The sequence below is a fragment of the Rhodopseudomonas palustris genome (assembly GCF_007005445.1).
Lineage (GTDB): Bacteria > Pseudomonadota > Alphaproteobacteria > Rhizobiales > Xanthobacteraceae > Rhodopseudomonas > Rhodopseudomonas palustris_G.
On the sequence record NZ_CP041387.1, the window covers coordinates 4,064,944 to 4,089,286 of the forward strand.

At 66.6% G+C, this 24,343-nt stretch carries 14 protein-coding genes; 10 read left to right on the top strand and 4 right to left on the bottom strand.

From position 1 onward, the window contains the following. Positions 1–432 precede the first annotated feature (432 nt). The 5 genes from FLL57_RS18705 to FLL57_RS18725 all read left to right on the top strand — a co-directional run bounded on the left by FLL57_RS18705 (position 433) and on the right by FLL57_RS18725 (position 13,082). Positions 433–5,421, top strand: a complete 4,989-nt coding sequence (locus FLL57_RS18705) for a 2-oxoacid:acceptor oxidoreductase family protein (protein WP_142883667.1) — start codon at positions 433–435, stop codon at positions 5,419–5,421. Beyond that, on the top strand, positions 5,418–8,252 hold the full coding sequence (locus FLL57_RS18710; RefSeq protein ID WP_142883668.1) for a sulfide/dihydroorotate dehydrogenase-like FAD/NAD-binding protein: 2,835 nt from the start codon (positions 5,418–5,420) through the stop codon (positions 8,250–8,252). Before FLL57_RS18705 ends, FLL57_RS18710 begins: the two co-directional genes overlap by 4 nt. Before the next feature lie 194 nt (positions 8,253–8,446). Continuing rightward, complete coding sequence (polA, locus tag FLL57_RS18715; RefSeq protein WP_142883669.1) at positions 8,447–11,527, top strand: DNA polymerase I; 3,081 nt, start codon at positions 8,447–8,449, stop codon at positions 11,525–11,527. Between the two features lie 89 nt (positions 11,528–11,616). Next, positions 11,617–12,180 (top strand): orotate phosphoribosyltransferase, encoded by a 564-nt coding sequence (gene pyrE, locus FLL57_RS18720; protein WP_013504533.1) that lies wholly within the window; start codon positions 11,617–11,619, stop codon positions 12,178–12,180. Between the two features lie 101 nt (positions 12,181–12,281). Next, the gene (locus FLL57_RS18725) at positions 12,282–13,082 is read left to right on the top strand and encodes a DUF2865 domain-containing protein (protein ID WP_433962603.1); all 801 of its coding nucleotides are present in this window, start codon (positions 12,282–12,284) and stop codon (positions 13,080–13,082) included. A gap of 234 nt (positions 13,083–13,316) precedes the next feature. Here FLL57_RS18725 and FLL57_RS18730 read toward each other — a convergent pair whose 3' ends face one another. Beyond that, positions 13,317–13,748, bottom strand: a complete 432-nt coding sequence (locus FLL57_RS18730) for a hypothetical protein (RefSeq protein WP_142883670.1) — start codon at positions 13,746–13,748, stop codon at positions 13,317–13,319. A 284-nt stretch (positions 13,749–14,032) separates the two neighbouring features. Between FLL57_RS18730 and FLL57_RS18735 the strand changes: the two genes are divergently transcribed. From FLL57_RS18735 to FLL57_RS18750, 4 genes are all read left to right on the top strand, one after another. Continuing rightward, positions 14,033–16,579 carry a glycogen/starch/alpha-glucan phosphorylase gene (locus tag FLL57_RS18735; protein WP_235677169.1) on the top strand — a complete coding sequence of 849 codons (2,547 nt, stop codon included), beginning with the start codon at positions 14,033–14,035 and terminating at the stop codon, positions 16,577–16,579. Positions 16,580–16,856: 277 nt separating this feature from the next. Continuing rightward, on the top strand, positions 16,857–17,690 hold the full coding sequence (locus FLL57_RS18740) for an acyl-CoA thioesterase (RefSeq protein ID WP_142883672.1): 834 nt from the start codon (positions 16,857–16,859) through the stop codon (positions 17,688–17,690). 53 nt (positions 17,691–17,743) lie between these two features. After that, positions 17,744–18,727 (top strand): arginase, encoded by a 984-nt coding sequence (gene rocF / locus FLL57_RS18745; RefSeq protein WP_142883673.1) that lies wholly within the window; start codon positions 17,744–17,746, stop codon positions 18,725–18,727. A 250-nt stretch (positions 18,728–18,977) separates the two neighbouring features. Next, positions 18,978–20,597, top strand: a complete 1,620-nt coding sequence (locus FLL57_RS18750) for an ABC-F family ATP-binding cassette domain-containing protein (protein ID WP_011160262.1) — start codon at positions 18,978–18,980, stop codon at positions 20,595–20,597. A gap of 146 nt (positions 20,598–20,743) precedes the next feature. On the opposite strand, the gene FLL57_RS18755 is transcribed toward FLL57_RS18750, so the two are convergent. Then, positions 20,744–21,937 carry a DUF2125 domain-containing protein gene (locus FLL57_RS18755; protein WP_142883674.1) on the bottom strand — a complete coding sequence of 398 codons (1,194 nt, stop codon included), beginning with the start codon at positions 21,935–21,937 and terminating at the stop codon, positions 20,744–20,746. Between the two features lie 161 nt (positions 21,938–22,098). Here FLL57_RS18755 and FLL57_RS18760 point away from each other — a divergent pair, with 161 nt between their 5' ends. After that, positions 22,099–22,677: a gamma-glutamylcyclotransferase gene (locus FLL57_RS18760; RefSeq protein ID WP_142883675.1), complete on the top strand. Its 579-nt coding sequence runs from the start codon at positions 22,099–22,101 to the stop codon at positions 22,675–22,677. Positions 22,678–22,695: 18 nt separating this feature from the next. Here the strand turns inward: FLL57_RS18760 and FLL57_RS18765 are convergent, their stop codons facing one another. Further along, positions 22,696–23,505 (bottom strand): lysophospholipid acyltransferase family protein, encoded by an 810-nt coding sequence (locus FLL57_RS18765; protein ID WP_142883676.1) that lies wholly within the window; start codon positions 23,503–23,505, stop codon positions 22,696–22,698. Between the two features lie 13 nt (positions 23,506–23,518). Then, a complete protein-coding gene (locus FLL57_RS18770) occupies positions 23,519–24,244 on the bottom strand; it encodes a YdcF family protein (protein ID WP_013504543.1) in 726 nt (241 codons plus the stop codon). Positions 24,245–24,343: the final 99 nt, after the last annotated feature.

A 24,343-nucleotide genomic window follows, 5' to 3' on the forward strand; every position in this document is an offset into this window, starting at 1 on the left:
CGGCGGGCAGACACCTCTGCGCTCCGCTATCGTTGTATATGATAGTATACAACGAGCCCGCGCCAGCAGAAATTTTGCTTTCGGACCAATGGAGAGGATGCGATCGAAGATCGTATGCAAAAGCAACTATCGCCGCCTACTCTTTGAGCGATGCGTAATTTTATTGCTCGTTGATCCATATTTTTTGCGCTTTGATGCGCGTCAAATCAGGGGTTCCCCCTGCGTGCTACTGCACCGCACACAACGCAACGTCTCTGCCGGCGAGGCCCCCGATACCTCGCGAGCAGTCAATCTAAAGGCCACGAGGAGGTTCTGCCCGGCCGCTGCTCAGCAGCCGCCCGGCATCGACACACCTTTCCCCAGACATGGCCACACAACACGGCGGGTTCGCTCCGCCGATCCAACGCAGACACGCAAGAACGGACGGACCCCATGAACGCAAAATATCCTGGCATTCCCTCAGTGATCCACGGCAACGGCGCGGTGGCGCAGGTGATGGGGCATGTCTGCGGCGGCGTCATCGGCTACCCGATCACGCCTTCGACCGAGATCTCGGAAATCTATGAGGCGTTCCGCTCGTCCGGCGGCTGCAACGTCTGGGGCAAGCACCCGTTCTTCTTCGAGCCGGAAGGCGAGCACTCGGCGCAGTCCGGCGCGCTCGGCGCGGCGCTGACCGGTGGCAAGTTCATCTCCAACGCCTCGTCGAGCCAGGGCATCCTGTACGGCCTGGAGTCCCACTACGTCACCGTCGGCAAGAAGGTCGGCGGTTTTGTGCTGCAGGTCGCCGCCCGCGTGGTGTCGAAGCATTCGCTCAACGTGATGGCCGGCCATGACGACGTCTATGCGCTGCTGTCGTCGGGCTACACCATCCTGTTCGGCTCCAATCCGCAGGAAGCCGCCGACCTCGCGGCGATCTCCTATAAAGTCGCCGCGACCTCGCTGATCCCGGTCGCCAATGCGATGGACGGCTTTGCGACCTCGCACATGCTGTCCGAAGCGCTGATGCCGGAGCCGGAGCTGCTGCGCGAATTCCTCGGCGACCCGGCCGGCCGCATCAAGTGCCCGACCGTGGCGCAGGAGATGCTGTTCGGCGCCAAGGGCCGCGTCTTCCAGCTTAAGCAGTATCTGCTGCGGCACGAGGCCGACTTCATGCCCGCCGACCTCGCCTCGCTCAAGAAGTTCCTCGACGACAACGCCGACACGATCGAGACCGATAACGCCGGCACCATCGTGGCAGAGACGCTGGCCTACGTGCCGGAAGAACTGCGCGGACAGTGGAAGCGGCAGTGGATCAACGCGCCCGAGAAGGGCACCCGGCAGCTCGTGCCGGCGCTGGTCGACATCGACAATCCGGGCCTGACCGGCGGCGTGCAGAACCAGCCCGACTTCCAGGCCGGCGCGGTCGATCACCGCACCCACTTCGCCAATGCGGTGCCGCGCTTCGTCAAGGAAGCGATGGCCGAATACGCCGCGCTGACGGGACGCGAATACAAGCCGGTGATGACCTATATGTGCGACGATGCCGAGCACGTCGTGGTCGGCCTCGGCTCGGTCACCGACGATGCCGAAGCGGTCGCGGCGTATTTGCGCTCGCAGGGCAAGAAGGTCGGCGTGGTGTCGATCAAGATGCTGCAGCCGTTCCCGGAAGCCGAACTGGTCGAAGCGCTGGCCGGCAAGACCGCCGTCACCGTGCTGGAGCGCTCGGACGTCACCGCGCTGACTCAGTTGGTCACCCAGGCGCTGTGCAAGGCGCGCGAAAACGGCGACGCCGGCATCCGTCATGCCGGTATCCCGGCGCTCGCCAAGCTGCCGAAGATCACCACCGCGATTTTCGGTCTCGGCGGCCACGATCTGCAGCCGCGCGACCTGATCGCCTGCTACGCCAACATGGAGAAGCAGGACTCGGCACCGTTCGTGTATCTCGGCACCAAGTTCTTCACCGAGACCCCGTCGCCGCGCATGGAAGCGCTGCAGAACCGGCTGAAGGCGGCGTATCCGGAAACCCAGTTCATGGCGCTGGAGACCGGCAAGAACCCGAACCTGCTGCCGCCGTCGGCGTTCCGCATCCGCTTCCACTCGATCGGCGGCTACGGCACCATCGCGTCGGGCAAGCTGCTCACCGACATCCTGGCCGGCGCGCTCGACATGCATTCCAAGTCCGCGCCGAAATACGGTTCGGAGAAGAGCGGCGCGCCGACCAACTACTACATCACGCTGTCGCCGGAGCCGGTGAAGATCACCAACGCCGAGCTGGAAGACGTCGAGATCGTGATCTCGCCGGACCACAAGGTGTTCGTGCACACCAACCCGCTGCGCGGCCTGGTCGAGGGCGGCACCTTCATTCTGCAGACCAACCTGACGCCGCTCGAAGCCTGGCGTGATCTGCCGGCGAAGGCCCGCCAGACCATCCGTGACAAGAAGATCAAGTTCTATGTGATCGACGCCTTCGCGGTGGCCAAGCGCCACGCCCCGACCGCCGAACTCGAAACCCGGATGATGGGCATCGCCTTCATCGGCGCGGTCTGCGGCAATGTCGACCGCGTGGTCGCCGACGCCTCGCAGGAGGCGATGCTGAACAAGATCCGCCAGCAAATCAGCAAGAAGTTCGGCGCCAAGGGCGGCGACATCGTCGAAGGCAACATGGCGGTGATCCGCGAGGGTCTGGAGGCCACCCACCAGGTCGATGTCGACGCTCCGGAATTCAGCGAGGACGCCATCAAGGCCGCCCCGAAGGCCAAGCGCGACGCTTCGATCTCGGCATCGATGTGCCGCGCCGCCGCGCCGGCCTCGGCGTCCGGCTTCCTCGATCCGCAGTACTACGACGACGTGCTGGCCGGCCCGTTCCGCGACGGCACCATTGCGGAAGCGCCGGTGCTGCCGGGCATCGGCATGTTCATGCCGGCCGGCTCCGCCGCCGCCAAGGACAAGGGCCTGTTCCGCCGCAACGTGCCGGAGTTCAACGCCGACCTCTGCACCGGCTGTATGGAATGCGCGCTGGTCTGCCCCGATGCCGCGATCCCCAACGCGGTGCACGACATCCATGAACTGCTGCTGACCGCGATCAAGCAGCTCGACATCGCGCCCGCTCAGCAAGACGCGCTGCGGGAGAAGGTGCCGGCGCTGACCGAAGCGATCCGCGAAGTCTATCGCGGCGGCAAGGACGACAAGCCGTTCGCTGACATCGTCGCGCAGGCCGCGGAGGCGCTGCAGCTCGACAATGCGACGCTGAACCGCAACTTCGGCAAGCTGTCGGCGGCGCTGTCGGTGTATCCGGTGGCCCGCACCCGGCCGTTCTTCGACGCAATGGAGAAGAGCCAGCCGGGCACCGGCGGCCTGTATTCGGTGAGCGTCGACCCGTGGAAGTGCTCGGGCTGTCTCGAATGTATCGACGTCTGCGGCCCCGGCGCGCTGATCGATCGTGAGCAGGACGAACCGATGCTGGAGCAGCTCCAGGCGCGGTTCGAATTCCTCAGCCGCACCCCGAACACCCCGGCGCGGTTCACCGAAAGCGCGACCAAGCCGGAAGGCGAGACCAAGCGCCTGATGCTCGATCGCGCCAATTACTACGCGACCACCGGCGGCCACGGCGCCTGCCGCGGCTGCGGCGAAGTCACCGCGATCCGTCTGGTCACCTCGACCAACCACGCCATCCACGACAAGCGCCGCAAGGACCACATCCGCGAGCTGGAGACCCTGATCGATCAGCTCAACGCCAAGCGGGCGCTGGTCGCCGGCGACGATGCCCGCGCCGCCCGGATCGACCAGACCCTGAAGACGCTGGAGAAGCGGCTGTATCTCTATGAGAGCGGCCCGACCGGCAACGGTCCGTCCGGCATGGTGATCGCCAACGCCACCGGCTGCTCGAGCGTCTATGCGTCGACCTTCCCGTTCAACCCCTACACCGATCCGTGGGTGAACAGCCTGTTCCAGGACACGCCTGCCGTCGCCAAGGGCATCTTCGAAGGTCTCACCGCCAAAGCGTCCGAGGACTTCCGGGCGCTGCGCATCGCCAAGCTCGAACTGGCCGACGCCTATGATGCGGCCAGGCACGACGGCTACTTCCGCTACTTCGGCTGGAGCGAATTCACGCCGGAAGAGCGGGCGATGCTGCCGACCGTGCTGAGCATGGGCGGCGACGGCGCCACCTACGACATCGGCTTCGGCGCGCTGTCGCGTCTGCTCGCCACCAAGACCCCGATCAAGGTGGTGGTGCTGAACACCGGCGCCTATTCAAATACCGGCGGCCAGACCTCGACGGCGAGCCTCACCGGCCAGGACAGCGACCTGTCGCGGTTCGGCATCGCCCAGCACGGCAAGCAGGAATCCCGCAAGGAACTCGGCCTGATCGCCTCGTTCCATCCGAGCGTGTTCGTGGTGCAGACCGCGACCGCGCTGCAGGGCCACTTCCTGAAGAACGTGATGGAGTTCCTGAACCACACCTCGTCGCCGGCGGTGCTCGACGTCTACACGCCGTGCCAGGCCGAGCACGGCATCGGCGACGCCGTCGCCAACCGCCAGGCGCGTCTTGCGGTCGAAAGCCGGATGAATCCGGTGTTCGTCCACGACCCGCGCAAGGTCGGCAAATTGGAACGCGCCTTCAATCTCGACGGCAACCCCGAGGCCGATCAGGACTGGGCGACCAAGACGATCGAATATGTCGACGAGGGCGGCAAGCTGCAGCTTCTGAAGACCAAGCAGACGCCGGCCGACTTCGCCCATACCGAGGTCCGCTTCCGCAAGCAGTTCAAGCCGCTGAACAAGGACGACGGCGCGCTGCCGATCGACGAATACGTCGCGCTCGATCCGGCCGCGCGTGCCGGCAAGACGCCGTTCATCTACGCCACCGACACCGACAAGAAGCTGATCAAGCTGTCGGTCGGCGAGACCGTGGTGGCGCTGGTGGAAGAGCGGCGTAAATACTGGCGCACCCTGCAGGTGCTGGCCGGATTCGACGTCCGTGCGCTCGACGACAGCCACCGCGCCGAACTCGAGGCGCTGCAGCACCAGTACGACGAACAGGTCAAGGCTCGCGAAAGCTCGCTCGATCAGATCGCGCGCGGCATGAGCGAACTGGCGGCCTCGTCCAACGCGCCGGCGACAGGCGGCTTCGGCGCGCTGATGAACGGCTTTGCGGCGGCTCCGGCGGCTGCAGCGCCGACCAACGGCGCAAAGGCGGCAGGCGGCAACGGCGCCGAGCCGATCCACATCGACGATGCGGACCTCGGCAAATGCACCAACTGCAAGAGCTGCTACCAGGACGTGCCGGAAGTGTTCGAACTCACCAAGATCGTCGTCGACGGCGCCCCGAAGGACGTCGCCCACGTCATCCCGGGCGTGTTCAGCAAACTCAAGGTGACGCCTGAACTGTCGGCCAAACTGAGCCGCGCGGCGGCCAACTGCGATGCGGAGATCATTCGATGAGCGAGGTCACCGGAACGGTCTCCAGCGACGTGCTGCGCTACCAGCAGGCGCGCAGCACGCTGGAAAGCTCCAAGAGCGAACTGGAAGAGCTGCAGAACAGCGAGGCTGTCGGCGTCTTCCAGAAGCAGCTCGCACTGCTGCAGAAGCGCCTGGTCAACGACCCGGCGTCACTGCGCAACATGTTCATCGCCGACGGCACCCAGGCCATCATCTGGGAATTCCAGCAGCCGGAGCTGGGTGAAGCCTTCACCACCACGCTGTGGAATCTGCTCGCCCGCGGCGACGACATGTCGACGATTCTGCAGCGCTTCATCTGGGCGCTGCCGCTGAAGTTCAAGCGCAAGTTCATCAAGGCGATCGACGTGCACCTGCGCGGTCGCTACCCGATGTTCGAGAACCTGTCGGAAGGCTGGCCCGGCGAAGCGTTCATCCCGCCCTACATCCGTCCGGCGGAAGAGCGCGCGATCGACTTCGAACTCGTGAACCAGGGCTATCTCGGCTACCAGTCGATCGGCTACTCCTTGCGCGAGTGCGAGCTGTTCGTCTGGCTAGAGGTGATGCGCGACAAGCAGTGCGACGACAAGCCGTGCGAACTCGGCGTGCTGATCCAGGGCAAGAAGGAGCCGAAGGGCGGTTGCCCGGTGAAGATCCACATCCCCGAGATGCTGGACCTGCTCGGCAACGGCAAGCATCGCGAAGCCCTGGAGCTGATCGAGAGCTGCAACCCGCTGCCGAACGTCACCGGCCGCGTCTGCCCGCAAGAACTGCAGTGCCAAGGCGTCTGCACCCATACCAAGCGGCCGATCGAGATCGGTCAGCTCGAATGGTATTTGCCCGAGCATCAGAAGCTCACCAACCCGAACGCCAATGAGCGGTTCGCCGGCCGGATTTCACCGTGGGCCGCGGCGGTGAAGCCGCCGATCGCGGTGGTCGGCTCCGGCCCGTCCGGCCTGATCAACGCGTACTTGCTGGCGGTCGAAGGCTTCCCGGTCACGATCTTCGAGGCATTCCACGACCTCGGCGGCGTGCTGCGCTACGGCATTCCGGAATTCCGCCTGCCCAACACGCTGATCGACGACGTCGTCGAAAAGATCATCCTGCTCGGCGGCCGCTTCGTGAAGAATTTCGTGGTCGGCAAGACTGCGACGCTCGAAGACCTCAAGGCCGAAGGCTTCTGGAAGATCTTCGTCGGCACCGGCGCAGGCCTGCCGACCTTCATGAACGTGCCCGGCGAGCATCTGCTCGGCGTGATGTCGGCCAACGAGTTCCTGACCCGCGTCAACCTGATGCGCGGGCTGGACGACCGTTACGAGACGCCGTTGCCTGAGGTGAAGGGCAAGAACGTGTTCGTGATCGGCGGCGGCAACACCGCGATGGATGCGGCGCGCACCGCCAAGCGGCTCGGCGGCAACGTCACCATCGTGTATCGCCGCACCAAGAGCGAGATGCCGGCCCGCGTCGAGGAACTGCATCATGCGCTGGAAGAAGAGATCAATCTCGCGGTGCTGCGCGCGCCGCGCGAATTCATCGGCGACGACCACACCCACTTCGTCACCCACGCGCTGCTCGACGTCAACGAGCTCGGCGAACCGGACAAGTCCGGCCGCCGCAGCCCGAAGCCGACCGGGCAGATCGAGCGGGTGCCGGTCGACCTCGTGATCATGGCGCTGGGCAACACCGCCAACCCGATCATGAAGGACGCCGAGCCCGGCCTGAAGACCAACAAATGGGGCACCATCGAGGTCGAAGAAGGCTCGCAGCGAACCTCGATCAAGGACGTCTACACCGGCGGCGACGCCGCCCGCGGCGGCTCCACCGCGATCCGTGCGGCCGGCGACGGCCAGGCGGCGGCGCGCGAAATCGTCGGCGAGATTCCGTTCACGCCGGCCGAGATCAAGGACCGCGTCGAACGCGCCGCTAAGTACACCGAGCTCGGCCAGGTGGCGCAGACCATCGTCAACAAGGTGCCGCTCGCCGGCGGCATCGTCGAGTTCACCGTGCGGGCCCCGATGGTGGCGCGCTCGGCGCAGGCCGGACAGTTTGTCCGCGTGCTGCCGTGGGAAAAGGGCGAACTGATCCCGCTGACGCTGGCCGATTGGGACGCGGACAAAGGCACCATCGACCTGGTGGTGCAGGGCATGGGCACCTCGTCGCTCGAGATCAACCGGATGGCGATCGGCGATGCGTTCTCCGGCATCGCCGGCCCGCTCGGCCGCGCCAGCGAGCTGCACCGCTACGAGGGCAACCAGACCGTGGTGTTCTGCGCAGGCGGCGTCGGCCTGCCGCCGGTGTATCCGATCATGCGCGAGCATCTGCGGCTCGGAAACCACGTGACGCTGATCTCCGGCTTCCGCGCCAAGGAGTTCCTGTTCTGGACCGGCGACGACGAGCGCGTCGGCAAGCTCAAGCAGGAATTCGGCGACCAGCTCTCGCTGATCTACACCACCAATGACGGCTCCTACGGCGTCAAAGGCTTCGTCACCGGCCCGCTCGAAGAGATGATGAAGGCCAACCAGGAAGGCAAAGGCCGCAAGATCGCCGAGGTGGTGGCGATCGGCCCGCCGCTGATGATGCGGGCGGTGAGCGACCTCACCAAGCCCTATGGCGTCAAGACCGTGGCGAGTCTCAACTCGATCATGGTGGATGCCACCGGCATGTGCGGCGCCTGCATGGTGCCGGTGACCATCGACGGCAAGATGGTGCGCAAGCACGCCTGCATCGACGGCCCGGAAATCGACGCCCACATCATCGACTGGGACAAGTTCCTGCCCCGCTTCAACCAGTTCAAGACGCAGGAGCTGGAGAGCAAAAAGAAGCACGGGTTCGCGTAAGCGCGCCGTTCTACGCATCCCCAACCACGTCATGCCCGGGCTCGTCCCGGGCATCCACGTTTTTGGACTTCGTCGCGTGCTAAGGCGTGGATGGCCGGGACAAGCCCGGCCATGACGGCTCAATTCTGGAAGCCCCATGAATGGGAGCCGTCGAAAGGGGTGCCAAACGCCTCCGGACCCCTTAAGTTGCGGCCATGCCGAAAACGCCCAAGTCCGCAGCCGCGACGCCTGCCGCTTCGTCCGTCCCGTCCCCTGCCCCGGTCGGCGTCAAGCCGCCCGGCAAGGGCGACCATGTGTTCCTGGTCGACGGCTCGTCCTACATCTTCCGCGCCTATCACGCGCTGCCGCCGCTGAACCGGAAATCCGACGGGCTGCAGGTCAATGCCGTGCTCGGCTTCTGCAACATGCTGTGGAAGCTGCTGCGCGACATGCCGCCGGAGAACCGGCCGACGCATCTGGCCATCATCTTCGACAAGTCGGAAGTCACCTTCCGCAACGCGCTCTACCCCGAATACAAGGCGCACCGGCCGCCGGCGCCGGACGATCTGATCCCGCAATTCGCCCTGATCCGCGAAGCGGTGCGGGCGTTCGATCTGCCGTGCCTGGAACAGTCCGGCTTCGAGGCCGACGATTTGATCGCCACTTACGTGCGCGAGGCCTGCGAGGCCGGCGCCACGGCGACGATCGTGTCGTCCGACAAGGATCTGATGCAGCTCGTGACCGACTGCGTGGTGATGTACGACACCATGAAGGACCGCCGCATCGGCGTGCCCGAGGTGATCGAGAAGTTCGGCGTGCCGCCGGCCAAGGTCGTCGAGGTCCAGGCACTGGCTGGCGATAGCGTCGACAACGTGCCGGGCGTGCCGGGCATCGGCATCAAGACCGCCGCGCAGCTCATCAACGAATATGGCGACCTCGACACGCTGCTGGCGCGCGCCGCCGAGATCAAGCAGCCGAAGCGGCGCGAGGCGCTGATCGAGAACGCCGAGAAGGCGCGGATCTCGCGCAAGCTGGTGCTGCTCGACGACCATGTGAAACTCGACGTGCCGCTCGCCGAGCTCGCGGTGCACGAGCCGGACGCGCGCAAGCTGGTGGCGTTCCTCAAGGCGATGGAGTTCACCACGCTGACGCGGCGCGTTGCCGAATATGCGCAGATCGATCCGTCGGATGTCGAGGCGGAGACGGCGCTCAAGTCGGCCATTCCGCCGCTGGCGAGGAGCGGCGTTGCCACGAGCGGCGATTTGTTTGCGGGGCAAGAGCCCTCACCCCAGCCCTCCCCCGCAAGCGGGGGAGGAAGCGCGCCGCAAGCGGGGCAAAGTGGTCCGCTGAATGCGGGCCGCGGGCGCGACGGCAAGCCGGGCGTCGTGCTGTCGCCGGAAGCGCTGGTGGCCGCGCGGGCGGAAGCCGCCCGCAAGGTCCCGGTCGACCGCACCGCCTACAAGACGCTGCGCACGCTGGACGAGCTCCACGCTGTCATCGCCCGCATCCACGACACCGGCGTGGTGGCGCTGGAGGCAGCCGCAACCTCGATCGATCCGATGCAGGCGGAGCTGATCGGGCTGGCGCTGGCGCTCGGCCCGAATGATGCCTGCTATATCCCGCTCGCGCATAAGCAGGCCGGCGATGGCGACGGTCTGTTCGCCGCCGGCCTCGCGCCCGATCAGCTCGGCACCCGCGACGCGCTCGATGCGTTGAAGCCGGTCCTCGAATCCGCAGGAATCGCCAAGGTCGGCTTCGCGATCAAGTTTGCCGCAGTGCTGCTGGCGCAGCATGGCCTGACCTTGCGCAACATCGACGATCCGCAACTGATGTCCTACGCGCTCGATGCCGGCCGCGGCAGCCATGGGCTCGATGCGCTGTCCGAGAGCAATCTCGGCCATACGCTGCACACGCTGACCGAGCTGACCGGCACCGGCAAAAACAAGATCGGCTTCGATCAGGTCGGAATCGATCGCGCCACCGCCTATGCGGCCGAACGCGCCGACGTGAGCTTGCGGCTGGCGCGCGTGCTGAAGCCGCGCCTTGTCGCCGGCGGCATGACCGCGGTGTATGAGACGCTCGAACGCCCGCTGGTCGGCGTGCTGGCGCGGATGGAGCGGCGCGGCATCTCGATCGACCGGCAGGTGCTGTCGCGGCTGTCATCCGATTTCGCCCAGACCGCGGCGCGGATCGAGGCCGAGATCCGCGAGCTCGCCGGCGAAGACATCAACATCGGCAGCCCGAAGCAGCTCGGCGACATCCTGTTCGGCAAGATGGGCCTGCCGGGCGGCAGCAAGACCAAGACCGGCGCGTGGTCGACTTCGGCGCAGGTGCTCGACGAGCTCGCCGAGCAGGGCCACGAATTCCCGAAGAAGATTCTGGGGTGGCGGCAGGTCAGCAAGCTGCGCTCGACCTACACCGATGCGCTGCCGAATTACGTGCATCCGCAGACCCACCGCGTCCACACGACGTATGCGCTCGCCGCCACCACGACGGGGCGGCTGTCGTCGAACGAGCCGAACCTGCAGAACATCCCGGTGCGGACCGAGGACGGGCGAAAAATCCGCCGCGCCTTCGTGGCGACGCCGGGACACAAACTGGTGTCGGCGGACTACTCGCAGATCGAACTGCGCCTGCTCTCCGAAGTCGCCGACGTCCCGGCTTTGCGAAAAGCGTTTCAGGACGGCATCGATATTCACGCGATGACCGCGTCGGAGATGTTCGGCGTCCCGGTCGAAGGCATGCCGTCGGAAATCCGCCGCCGCGCCAAAGCGATCAATTTCGGCATCATCTACGGCATCTCGGCGTTCGGCCTCGCCAATCAGCTCGGCATCCCGCGCGAGGAAGCCGGCGCCTACATCAAGCGCTACTTCGAACGCTTCCCGGGCATCCGCGCCTATATGGACGAGACCCGCGACTTCTGCCGGACCCACGGCTACGTCACCACGCTGTTCGGCCGCAAATGCCACTACCCGGACATCAAGGCCTCGAACCCGTCAATCCGCGCGTTCAACGAACGCGCCGCGATCAACGCCCGGCTGCAGGGCTCCGCCGCCGACATCATCCGCCGCGCCATGGTGCGGATGGAGGACGCGCTGGCTGAGAAGAAGCTCAGCGCCCAGATGCTGCTGCAGGTCCACGACGAACTGATCTTCGAAGTGCCGGAAGCCGAGGTCGAAGCGACGCTGCCGGTCGTGCGCAGCGTGATGCAGGACGCGCCGTTCCCGGCAGTGATCCTCAACGTCCCGCTGCAAGTCGACGCCCGCGCCGCCGACAATTGGGACGAGGCGCACTGAGCGATCGATAATACCATCACCGCACCGCTGGAATCGCAGCGGCGAGGCGATTAGATTGCAGCAACTTCCGACAGCCAGAGAGTTCGCCCGTGTCCAAATCCGCGTCCCGCGCCCGCCTTGCCGACATCATCCGCACCCGTTCGTTCGGCCGGGGCGAGATCACGCTCGCGTCGGGGCGCAAGAGCGACTTCTACTTCAACCTGAAGCCGACGATGCTCGATCCCGAAGGCGCGGCGCTGCTGGCCGAATTGACCTACGAGGCGCTGCGCGACGAGAAGGTCGACTATGTCGGCGGGCTGGAGATGGGCGCGGTGCCGCTGGCCGGCGCGATCGCGCAGCTATCATGGCTGAAGAACCATCCGATCGCGGCGTTCTTCGTGCGCAAGAAGCCGAAAGAGCATGGCGCGCGGCTGTCGGTCGAAGGTCTGGCCAAGGGCGAGAGCCTGGCCGGCAAGCGCTGCGTCATCGTCGAGGACGTCACCACCACCGGCGGCTCGGCCATCAAGGCGGTCGAGGCGGTGAAGGAATCCGGCGCCGAGATCGTGCTGGTGCTGACCATGGTGGACCGCGAGGAAGGCGCCACCGAAGCTTTCGCCGAGGCCGGGCTGCCGTTCCGGTCGCTGTACAAGGCCAGCGAGTTCCTCAACACCTGAGCGCCGCGGACGCCGCCGGAAACCCGGCGTTTACCATCCCATCCTAAAGTCGCGACCAACAGCGGGCTTGCCGCGGGTGGTTGCGTCGGTGGAGTGGGCGTTTGCGTCAAGTGCTTACCAGTTCACGCCTGCGGCGCCGCGTTCTCGCTCTCGGCGCGGTGCTGGCGCTGCCGCTGCTCGCCGCTCCTGAGATCGCCTCGGCACAGAACCTGCTGGAGTTCCTGTTCGGCGGCGCCGGCCCACAACGGCCGCAGCACGGCGCCCCGGCCCAGGCCAACTTTTTCGCCGACCCGTTCGGCCTCAATCAGCAAAACCAGCAGCCGCAACCGCAGCGCCAGGCTTCCGCCGGCGGCGGCCCGGCGTTCTGCGTGCGCAGCTGCGACGGCAAGTACTTCCCGCTGCAGCTCCGCGCCGGCGCCAGCCCGGCGCAGATGTGCCAGGCGTTCTGCCCGGCCGGCAACGCCAAGGTGTACTACGGCAGCCAGATCGACGGCGCCCGCTCGGCGAGCGGCGAGCGCTATGCCGACTCGCCGAATGCGTTCGCCTATCGCAAGGCGCTGAAGGCGGACTGCACCTGCAACGGCCGCGATCCGGCCGGCCTCGCGCAGATCGACCTGTCGCAGGACACCTCGCTGCGTGCCGGCGACATCGTCGCCACCGCCGATGGCCTCGCCGCCTATACGGGCGTGCGTCTCGGCGTCGAGCAGACGCCGGACTTCACCCCGGTCGCCGACTATCCGGGCCTGACTCCCACCCTGCGCGCCCGCCTCGGCGAGATGAAGGTCGCGCCGGTCAACGAACAGATCGCCGAACAGGCGCCCCCGGCGCTCGGCCGCGACGTCTCACTGCCGGTCGAGACCCCAAAGCCCATCCCCCACGGCCGCCGCGCCGGGATCGAGTGAGCCTCTCTCAAGCACCCGCCGTTCTGACGCCCCACCGTCATTCCGGGGCGCGCGAAAGCGCGAACCCGGAATCCGGAGATTCGGGGCACCTCGGAGCGCAGATCGGGGAGACTTCTCGGCCAAATAACTTCGGGATTCCGGGTTCGCGAGCTGTCGCTCGCGCCCCGGAATGACATCTTGGGGCTTGAGGGATTCGCGCGCCGGAGAGACTCGGACGACGAGGAGCCTCGACGCCTACCTGCCGACGATCACCCCGATCACGTTCGGGGCGGCGCGGTAGGATTCTTCGAGGTGGGCGCGGGCGGCGGCGCGGTTTTCGGCGGTCAGCAGGCCGCGGGCTTCGGCCAGGATCATCCAGCAATAGCCCCACCAGTCGGTGAGCATGCCGGTGTCGTCGACCAGATCGTAGCCGTGCTCGGCCGCGAAGATCCGCGCGGTTCCCTCATCCAGCGTATCGAGCCAGCTCAGATCAGCAGGATCGAACATCTCGTCGACCAGATCGTCCGGGCAGTAACCCCAGATCGACACGCACACCGCGTTGAACTCGCGGTCGAGCTGGTCGTCATCGATCCATTGCCGGCGAGCTAGCTGATGCAGCCGCGACAGCGAGCGGGCGAAATCGGCGATCCGGGTGAGCGCCGTCTGATCAAAGGCGATGGTGGACATCTCGTCCTCGGAAGCTTGCACAGACCATAGATATAGACGGCGCGCCGCGCCGAATCGGAATGATAACTCAAGACCTTGCACAATGTTCTAAATTTGTTCTTATCGGGCCTGCCGAACTCCTGTAGCGATCCGGCGCAACCGGCTCCAATCCGGCGGTTCCGCTCCAGAAACCGCCACGCCGCCTCGCGGGCAGGCACCCTGGTTCGCGCGTTTTTGCACAAAAGCCGGGCATCGCGCCGCAACGATGCCCTCGTCATGGGTTTCGATCCGGGACTATTGTTTGTATGGTTGCGGTCCGATCCGCTTGGAATGGTCACTTGCCCGTGCAGTCGTTGCCAGAAAAAAATTCCTCCCAGCCGGCACATCTGGATGAGCTGGCGCTCGCCGAGATCAAGAGCGCGATCCTCGCCAAGCTGACGCTGGCGATCGGCAAGGAGGCGGCGCACGCCACCAAGCACGACTGGTACAAGGCGTCGGCGCTGGCGCTGCGCGACCGGATCGTGCACCGCTGGCTGGTGTCCGAGAAGGAGAGCTACGACGCCGGCCGCAAGCGGGTGTATTACCTGTCGCTCGAATTCCTGATCGGCCGGCTGTTCACCGACTCGCTGAACAATATGGGCCTGCTGGCGCAGTTCGCCGCCGCGCTCGGCGATCTCGGCGTCGGCCTCAACGACTTGCGCAAATGCGAGCCCGACGCCGCGCTCGGCAATGGCGGCCTCGGCCGGCTCGCCGCCTGCTTCATGGAAAGCATGGCGACGCTGGAGATCCCGGCCTACGGCTACGGCATCCGCTACGATTACGGTCTGTTCCGCCAGATCATCAATCACGGCTGGCAGCAGGAATTCCCCGACGAGTGGCTGAGCTTCGGCAACCCGTGGGAATTGCAGCGGCCGGAAGTCGTCTATCAGGTCAAGTTCGGCGGCCATGTCGACCAAGTCACCGATGGCAAAGGCTACACCCGCGCGGTGTGGACGCCGGGCGAGACCGTGCAGGCGATCGCCTACGACACCCCGATCGTCGGCTGGCGCGGCCAGCACGTCAACGCGCTGCGGCTGTGGTCGGCGCGCGCCCCGGACCCGCTGCTGATCGACGTGTTCAACACCGGCGACTATCTCGGCGCCACCGCGCACGAGGCGCGCGCCGAGGCGATCTGCAAATTCCTGTATCCGAACGACGAGAGCCCTGCGGGCCGCGAGCTGCGGCTGCGCCAGGAATATTTCTTCGTCTCCGCCTCGCTGCAGGACCTGATCAAGCGGCACCTGGATTCCGACGGCCAGATCCGCAACCTCGCCAAGAAGGCGGCGATCCAGCTCAACGACACCCACCCCAGCCTCGCGGTGGCCGAACTGATGCGGCTCCTGGTCGACGTCCACGGCCTGCGCTGGGACGACGCCTGGCAGATCACCGTGGCGACGCTGAGCTATACCAACCACACGCTGCTGCCCGAGGCGCTGGAGACCTGGCCGCTCGACCTGTTCCAGCGCACCCTGCCGCGCCACCTCGAAATCATCTACCGGATCAACGAGGCGCATCTCGGCCTCGCCGAGGCGCGCAGCCCCGGCGATATCGAATTCCGCGCCTCGGTGTCGCTGATCGACGAGAAGGCCGGCCGCCGGGTGCGGATGGGTCACCTCGCCTTCATCGGCTCGCACCGCATCAACGGCGTCTCGGCGATGCATTCCGACCTGATGAAGGAGACCGTGTTCCACGATCTCAACTTCCTCTACCCCGGCCGCATCACCAACAAGACCAACGGCATCACCTTCCGGCGCTGGCTGACGCTGGCCAATCCGGGCCTGACCGATCTGATCCGCTCGGTCGCGGGCGACGAGGTGCTGGACGATCCGACCCGGCTGGAGCGGCTCGAAGCCTTCGCCGGCGACAGCGCGTTCCAGCAGCAGTTCCGCGCCGTCAAGCATCGCAACAAGGTGGCGCTGGCGCGGCTGATCGGCGAGCGCAACAACATCCGGATCGACCCCAGCGCGCTGATCGACGTCCAGATCAAGCGCATCCACGAATACAAGCGGCAACTGCTCAACGTGCTCGAGACCATCGCGCTGTACCAGGCGATCAAGGACGAGCCGAACCGCGACTGGGTGCCGCGGGTCAAGATCTTCGCCGGCAAGGCGGCAGCGAGCTATCGCTACGCCAAGCTGATCATCAAGCTGATCAACGACGTCGCCGAGGTGGTGAACAACGACGCCTCGATCGGCGGCAAGCTGAAAGTGGTGTTCCTCGCCGACTACAATGTCAGCCTCGCCGAGGTGATCATTCCGGCCGCCGACCTGTCGGAACAGATTTCGACCGCCGGCATGGAAGCCTCCGGCACCGGCAACATGAAGCTGGCGCTGAACGGCGCGCTGACGATCGGCACGCTCGACGGCGCCAATATCGAGATCCGCGATCTGGTCGGCCCGGAGAACATCGCGATCTTCGGCATGGAAGCGCTGGAAGTGGTGGCGCGCCGTGCCCAGGGGCTCGATGCCACCGACGTCATCAACCGCTCGCCGGCGCTCGCCAACGCGATCCGCGCGATCGACTCCGGCGCGTTCTCGCCCGACGACCGGGCGCGGTTCGCGTCTGTCGCGCATGCGCTGCGGCATCTCGACCACTACATGGTCAGCGCCGACTTCGACAGCTACTACGAAGCCCAGCGCGGCATCGACGCGCGCTGGCGCGCTGGCCCGGCCTGGACCCGCGCCGGCATCCTCAACGTCGCCCGGATGGCGTGGTTCTCGTCCGACCGCACCATCCGCGAATACGCCGAAGAGATCTGGAACGTGCCGACCAAGCCCGCGACGCAGCCGTCGCCGGCGCGGCAGGCGGGATAGCCGACACACTGCGGAGCGCGCGCACTCCGCCCCAAGCCCGTCATTCCGGGGCGCTCGCGCCAGCGAGCGAACCCGGAATCCCGAGATTCAGGGCACTGTTTTCCAACACCTGCGAGATTCCGGGTTCGCGCGTTTCACGCGCGCCCCGGAATGACGTGCGTGCGGGCCGTGGGCCGGCTCGGCACCATCACATGATGGCCGACAGCCATTGCGCATGGCCTCGCCGCAGTGCAAGCTTGCGGCGCCACAACAAGAGCAACAACACGGGAAGCGCACCATGGACGCCAAGGTCGAGCACACGCCGCATCCGTTCGACGCCGCGACGCGCGTGGATTTCGATGGCGGGCGCTGGCAGGGCGCGACCAGCGACGATTACCATGCCTTCGTCGGCCAGTTCGGCGGCGCCACCGCGGCGACGCTGCTGCGCGCCCTGATGCAGCAGCCGGAGCGCGCCGGCGATCCGCTGGCTTTCACAGTCAATTTCTGCGCGCCGATCAGCGCCGGCAGCTTCGAGCTGACGCCGCGGCTGATCAAGGCGACGCGCTCGACCCAGCATTGGGGCATCGAACTCAGCCAAGGCGACGCCGGCGTCGAAGTATTCGCCACCGCGGTGTTTGCGCAGCGTCGCGAGACCTGGACGCACCGCCCGGCCGAGATGCCGAAGACTGCGGCCTATGACGAAGCCCCGGTCTATGTACGCGGCGGCGTGGCGGCGTCATGGATCCGTCAGTTCGAGTTTCGCTTCGTCGAGAACGAGCCGAACTTCGGCGGCGGCCCGCTGCCGGAACCGGCAAGCCCGCACACCAAGGCGTGGATCGGCCACGCCGTGCCGCGCACGCTCGATTTGTTGTCGCTGTCGGCGATCGCGGATGCGTTCTTCGCGCGGATCTTCCACGTCCGCGGCGAATTATTGCCGATCGGCACGGTGTCGATGACGACGTATTTCCACGTCGACGCCGCCGATCTCGCCGCCGAGTCGATCACCGCGGTGCTCGGCGTCGCCGACGCCAACGTGTTTCACAAAAGCTTCTCCGACCAGACCGGCGAATTGTGGTCGCCGAGCGGTCGGCTGCTGGCGACCACGCATCAGATCACCTATTTCAAGGCCTGAGTTGGCGCAGCGCTCCGGCGCGCGTCGCGCGCGTTTGAAGGGGCGTCACCGCCATGTCGCAGACCGAAGCCGCTCACAGCGAGTCCGCACGGCGCGTCGCGCTGCTCGGCGTGCCGATCGAGATCGGCGCCGGCCTGCGCGGCACGCTGATGGGACCCGCCGCGCTGCGCACCGCGGGTATCGGCCGCGTGCTCGATCAGCTCGGCTTTGCGGTCGAGGATCACGGCGACATGACGCGGCCTGCATTCGATGGCGGCAACGATCCGGTGCCGGCCAACGCCAATTACTACAGCGAGGTGAAGAGCTGGGTCGGCGCGATTTCGGCGCGCGCCTATGAGCTGGCGAGATCAGGCGCGGTGCCGCTGTTCATGGGCGGCGATCATAGCCTGTCGATGGGCTCGGTCAACGGCGTGGCGCGCTACTGGCAAGAGCAAAGCAAGCCGCTGTTCGTGCTGTGGTTCGACGCTCATGCCGACTACAACACCCCGGCGACGACGCTGACCGCCAACATGCACGGCATGTCGGCGGCGTTCCTGTGCGGCGAGCCGGGGCTCGACCATCTGCTCGGCGAAGAGCCGCGGGTCTCTGTTCCGCCGAGCCGGCTCGACCTGTTCGGCATCCGCTCGATCGATCCGCTCGAGAAAGAGCTGGTGCGCGCGCGCACGATTCCAATCGTCGACATGCGGGGAATCGACGAATTCGGCGTCGGGGTGCTGATCCGCCGCGTCATCGACCGCGTCAGCAAAGCCGGCGGCGTGCTGCATCTGTCGTTCGACGTCGACGTGCTCGATCCCGCGGTCGCGCCCGGCGTCGGCACCACCGTGCCGGGCGGCGCCACCTATCGCGAAGCGCATCTGGTGATGGAGCTGCTGCACGACTCCGGCCTCGTCCGCTCGGTCGACATCGTCGAACTCAACCCGTTCCTCGATGAACGCGGTCGCACCGCCCGCGTCGCGGTCGAACTCATCGGCAGCCTGTTCGGCATGCAGATCACCGACCGGGTGACCCCGACCAACGCGGTGCTGCCGGAGGGATGAGGGCCCTCCCCGCGATGGTCATTCCGGGGTGAGAGCCCTCTCCGCGTTCGTCATTCCGGGGCGCTTGCGCTAGCAAGCGAACCCGGAATCTTGCAGTTGTGGAACGACAGAATCGCAGAACTCTTCGGGATTCCGGGTTCGCGCAGCTTCGCTGCGCGCCCCGGAATGACCGGCTTGGATTGGCCGTGTCTGGCGCATTGCGTCTGTTTCCGCTAAACGCGCCGCAGCATTTCTCCCCCCGCGTGAGCCCATGATCCGTCTCGACAACATCTCCAAGCAGAACGGCCACCAGATCCTCTACATCGAAGCCTCCGCGACGCTGCTGCGGGGCGAGAAGATCGGGCTGGTCGGGCCGAACGGCTCCGGCAAGACCACGCTGTTCCGGATGATCACCGGCCAGGAACAGCCGGACGAGGGCCAAGTGTCGGTCGATCGCGGCCTGACCATCGGCTATTTCAGCCAGGACGTCGGCGAGATGAGCGGCCGCAGCGCGGTCGCCGAGACCATGGAGGGCGCCGGCCCGGTCAGCGAGGTCGCGGCCGAGCTGAAGGAACTGGAGCACGCGCTGGCCGACCCGGACCGCGCCGACGAGATGGAGCAGATCCTCGAGCGTTACGGTGAGGTCCAGCACCGCTTCGAGGAGCTCGACGGCTACGCGCTCGAAGGCCGCGCCCGCGAGGTGCTGGCAGGTCTCTCGTTCTCGCAGGAGATGATGGACGGCGACGTCGGCAATCTGTCGGGCGGCTGGAAGATGCGCGTGGCGCTCGCCCGCATTCTGTTGATGCGGCCGGACGTGATGCTGCTCGACGAACCGTCGAACCACCTCGACATCGAAAGCCTGATCTGGCTCGAGCAGTTCCTCAAGGGCTTCGAGGGCGCGCTCTTGATGACCTCGCACGACCGCGCCTTCATGAACCGCATCGTCAACAAGATCGTCGAGATCGATGCCGGCACGCTGACCAGCTACACCGGCGACTACGAGTTCTACGAGGGGCAGCGCGCGCTGGCCGACAAGCAGCAGCAGGCGCAATTCGAACGGCAGCAGGCGATGCTGGCCAAGGAAGTGGCGTTCATCGAGCGCTTCAAGGCGCGCGCCTCGCACGCCGCCCAGGTGCAGAGCCGGGTCAAGAAGCTGGAGAAGATCGAGAAGGTGGAGCCGCCGCGCCGCCGCCAGATCATCGCGTTCGACTTCCTGCCGGCGCCGCGCTCCGGCGAAGACGTCGCCAGCCTCAGCCATGTCCGCAAGGCCTACGGCAATCACGTGATCTACGAGGATCTCGACTTCGCGATCCGCCGCCGCGAGCGCTGGTGCGTGATGGGGATCAACGGCGCCGGCAAGTCGACGCTGCTCAAGCTGGTCGCCGGCGCCACCGCGCCCGACGACGGCAGCGTCACCATCGGCGGCAGCGTCAAGATGGGTTACTTCGCCCAGCACGCGATGGATCTGATCGACGGCGAACTCACCGTGTTCCAGTCGCTGGAAGAGTGGTTCCCGCAGGCCGGCCAGGGTAGCTTGCGCGCGCTCGCCGGCTGCTTCGGCTTCTCCGGCGACGACGTCGAGAAAAGGTGCCGGGTGCTGTCCGGCGGCGAGAAGGCCCGGCTGGTGATGGCCAAGATGCTGTACGACCCGCCGAACTTCCTGGTGCTCGACGAGCCGACCAACCACCTCGACATCGCCACCAAGGAAATGCTGATCAAGGCGCTCGCCGACTTCGAAGGCACCATGCTGTTCGTGTCGCACGACCGCCACTTCCTGGCCGCGCTGTCGAACCGCGTGCTGGAGCTGACCCCCGAAGGCGTCCACAAATACGGCGGCGGCTACACCGAATACGTTGCCCGCACCGGGCACGAGGCGCCGGGGCTGCATTAAGCAGTCGCCCCAACAACGCCGTCATGCGCGGGCTTGACCCGCGCATCCATCAAGCGCCGCGCGCGTCTTCAAACAGTCGTTGCAAAGACGATGGATGGCCGGGTCGCGCCCGGCCATGACGCTTAGCGATATGGAGCCACGTCGCCTCAGAACAGCGGCTTGGTCTGCCCCACCTTCAGCGGGCCGAGCATCACGGCGCCTTCGACGAAGCGCAGCGGGAAGGCGCGGGCGGGACGGCCTTCCAGCGTGGTCTCTTGGCCGAGCGCGTCGATGCCGGCGACGGCCGCGACATTGGCGTTCTTGCGCACCACCTGGCCGAGGCCCGGAATGGCGCGGTCGAGCGCGCCGAGCACATTGTTGACATCCTTGGCGCGGACGCCGGGCGCCAGCCGGTCGAGCGTCGATTGCGACACGCCCTGCTCCAGCATCTTGTCGATGCCGAGCTTGGGGATCACCTGGTCGAGCCCGGTGGCCACCATCTGCAATTCACCGTCGACATAGCCCTGCGGCGTCAGCCCAAGCGAGCCGGTCGCGACCGCCACCATGTCGCCCTGCTGGATCCGCGCCTGCTCGAACCGGATGCGGCCGCCGGCGGCCTGGATCTCGCGGAAGCGCTGCGGCCACGGCTTGGGGCGGAAATCCTTCAGGCCGCTGAGCAAGAGGCGCAGATGCGCGTCGAACGGATCGGCGAGCAGCGGGTGCAGATCATGCACCGAAGTGCCGTCGAGCTTGAGATCGACTTCGAGCTGGCGCGGCTCGGCGCCGGCGGCCTCGCGCTGCCGGCCGTGCAGCTCGGCATGACGGGCACGGGCGAGCGGCACACGGGTCGCGCCGCTCAATCCGTCGAGCACCGGCTCGTCGAACACCAACGCGACGCGCTCCGGCGCGGCCGGCAGCCCGGCGACGCTGCTGCGCGCGGTCTTCCAGTTCAGCTCCATCGACACCGGCTGGCCGCGATCGGCGAAGCTCGCCGGGCCTTTGAACTCGGCAATCAGCAGGCTCGGCTGATACAGCGACGACACCACCAGGATCTCGCCGAGCTTGGCGGTCACCGGGGTCTGGGTCGCGGCCTGCTGCGCGGTCTGCGAGGTCAGCGCGACGCTGGCATTCTCGCAGCGAACCTCGAGGCGGAACGGAAAGCCCGCCACCGAGCGCTGGCCGCAATCATAGCTGCGGCCGGCCTTGGCTTCGCGGGCCCGCCATTCATCGACGATGCGGTCGACCTGGCTTGCCGAGAACAGCCAGAATGCGCTCCAGGCGAGCGCCGCCAGCACCACCACGCCGGGGAGCAACAGCACCGGCCATAGCGGGCGGCGGGGGGAAATTGGGGAATCTGCCATCGCGCCTACTTAAGGGGAGAAGCCCGAAAAGGGAATCCGCGACCGGCTGCCGCACGCCATGCCGCGAACGCGGCCGACCCGCGCGGCAAACCGCTCACGCTTCGTAGCGTGATGCGGTAAGGACTGAATTTGTCATTTGCACGATAGCCCCGCCTGCACGCATGTCCGCCAAAACGCTCACCGACTCCGACCTGACCCAGGGCGACCTCTGGGTGTTCGGCTATGGCTCGCTGATGTGGAATCCCGGCTTCGACTTCGTCGAGCGGGTGCCGGCGCGGCTGATCGGCGAGCACCGGGCGCTGTGCGTGTATTCGTTCGTCCACCGCGGCACGCCGGAACAGCCCGGCCTGGTGCTCGGGCTCGATCGCGGCGGCGCCTGCCGCGGCATCGCGTTCCGCGTCGCCGATGCGCACCGGATGGCGACGGTGGCTTACTTGCGTGAACGCGAGCAGGTCACCAGCGTGTATCGCGAGGTCAAGCGCTCGGTGTGGCTGGAGGACGACGCCCGGCGCCGGATCAGCGCGCTCACTTACGTGGTCGACCGCGGCCACGCGCAATATGCCGGCCGGCTGTCTTACGCCGAACGGCTGCGCCACGTGCGCCAGGGCCACGGCCGCTCCGGCCCGAACCGCGATTACGTGATCGCCACCGTAAAGGCGCTGGAAACCCAGGGCTGCCGCGACGTGCCGCTGCACCAACTCGCCGAAGCGCTGCGCGATGAGGCGCCGGCGCCGCGTTGACGCGGAAGTCGCAGCCGATCAGCCGGCCTTGCCGCTTTCCGGCTTGGCGGCAGATTTGACGCGATGCGGCTTGGCGCTCGGCACCCGGCCGAACAGCTCCGCCTGCTCTTGGCGCGCCTCGGCGACCAGGCGGTTGGTGGCGGTCTCGACCACGCCGCTGAGCTGCCGGAGGAACTCGCGGCGGTCGAGGCCGGCCGGGAGCGGATCGAGGAATTCGACCACGATCGTGCCGGGATAGCGCATGAACTGGCGCCGCGGCCAGAACAGCCCGGCATTCAGCGCCACCGGGAGGCACGGCACGCCGCAATCGACGTAGATCTGGCCGACGCCGGTCTTGTAGTTCGGCGGGGCGTCGACCGGGGTCCGGGTGCCTTCCGGAAAGATGATCAATTGCCGGCCGCGGCGCACTTCCTCGCGGGCGCGGCGCGCCATCTCCACCAGGGTCTTGACGCCCGCCGCGCGGTTGATCGCAATCATGCCGCCGCGCAGCAGCAACTGGCCGAACACAGGAATCCAGGTCAGCTCGCGCTTGAGGATGTACAGCGGCTGGTCGAAGAACTGCAGCAGCGCGAACGTCTCCCACATCGACTGATGCTTGGGCGCGACGATCAGCGGTCCCTCCGGGATCTTCTCCAGTCCGCGAAACTCCACCTTGGTGCCGCAGATCACCCTCATCAGCCAGATGCTGTTCTGGCCCCACAGCTTGGCGACCTTGACCACAGCCCGGCCGGAAAACAGCGCCGCCGCCGTGGCGGCCAGCACCCAGCCGACCAGCACCACGTAGAACAGCACGTTGAAGATCAACGAACGCAGGAAGATCACGAACATCGGGCTGGTCCGATCAATTGACGAGGGCGGTCGCCGGTTTGCGGGCGCCGGTCGGGTCGGCCTGTTCGGCCGGTTCGGGCATCAGCTCGATGCCGAGCTTCGACAGGCGCACCCGCAGCTCGACCGCGAGATATTTGGCGTATTCGGATAGCAAGAGCCGCAGCGTTCCGCCACTGGTCCACCACGGCTCGTCGCGCCACTTGTCGCCGATCACCGCGAACGGAATCAATTCGACATCCGGCATGGCATCGGACATTTCGGCGATCGCCCGCGGCATGTGGTAATTCGACGTGACCACGATCAGCGAGCGGAAGCCGCGCTCCCGCACCCAGCGCCGGGTTTCAGCGGCGTTGCTGCGGGTGTCGACCGCCGAACGATCGAGGTCGACGCAGCAACTGAACCAGTCGCTGCTCTCCGGCACCGAGCGCGAGATGTCACGGGCTCCGTTGGTGCGGTGGACGCCGGAAATCAACAGCCGCCGGCCATAGCCCGCCGCCAGCAATTCGACCGCGTCCGACACTCGCGACGAGCCGCCGGTCAGCACCACGATGCCCTCGGCATTGCGGCGGGGCTGCAGCTCGGCACTATGGAGCTGCGCCAGAAACGCCACGAACCCGCCCGCCACAGCCACGAAGCCGAGCGCCAGCACCGCCACGATGGTGGCGCGCAGCCGTCCCCGTCGTCGGACCGGACGGTCCGGCGACGGGGAGATCGGGCTGCGATCGGAAGACGACTCCATAGGACTGCGATTGACCTCGATTGACGCGCGTTCCGCCGTCGGCAGCGGCGGCGGAAGACGCCCCGGACTCTAATGCGATTTCGGGCGAAAGGGAGTCCG

Excerpts from the sequence above, each read along its gene's own strand:
- FLL57_RS18705 (WP_142883667.1), top strand. The coding sequence starts at position 433 with ATGAACGCAAAATATCCTGGCATTCCCTCAGTGATCCACGGCAACGGC.
- FLL57_RS18710 (WP_142883668.1), top strand. The coding sequence starts at position 5,418 with ATGAGCGAGGTCACCGGAACGGTCTCCAGCGACGTGCTGCGCTACCAG.
- polA (WP_142883669.1), top strand. The coding sequence starts at position 8,447 with ATGCCGAAAACGCCCAAGTCCGCAGCCGCGACGCCTGCCGCTTCGTCC.
- FLL57_RS18730 (WP_142883670.1), bottom strand. The coding sequence starts at position 13,748 with ATGTCCACCATCGCCTTTGATCAGACGGCGCTCACCCGGATCGCCGAT.
- FLL57_RS18735 (WP_235677169.1), top strand. The coding sequence starts at position 14,033 with ATGGTTGCGGTCCGATCCGCTTGGAATGGTCACTTGCCCGTGCAGTCG.
- FLL57_RS18740 (WP_142883672.1), top strand. The coding sequence starts at position 16,857 with ATGGACGCCAAGGTCGAGCACACGCCGCATCCGTTCGACGCCGCGACG.
- rocF (WP_142883673.1), top strand. The coding sequence starts at position 17,744 with ATGTCGCAGACCGAAGCCGCTCACAGCGAGTCCGCACGGCGCGTCGCG.
- FLL57_RS18750 (WP_011160262.1), top strand. The coding sequence starts at position 18,978 with ATGATCCGTCTCGACAACATCTCCAAGCAGAACGGCCACCAGATCCTC.
- FLL57_RS18755 (WP_142883674.1), bottom strand. The coding sequence starts at position 21,937 with ATGGCAGATTCCCCAATTTCCCCCCGCCGCCCGCTATGGCCGGTGCTG.
- FLL57_RS18760 (WP_142883675.1), top strand. The coding sequence starts at position 22,099 with ATGTCCGCCAAAACGCTCACCGACTCCGACCTGACCCAGGGCGACCTC.
- FLL57_RS18765 (WP_142883676.1), bottom strand. The coding sequence starts at position 23,505 with ATGTTCGTGATCTTCCTGCGTTCGTTGATCTTCAACGTGCTGTTCTAC.
- FLL57_RS18770 (WP_013504543.1), bottom strand. The coding sequence starts at position 24,244 with ATGGAGTCGTCTTCCGATCGCAGCCCGATCTCCCCGTCGCCGGACCGT.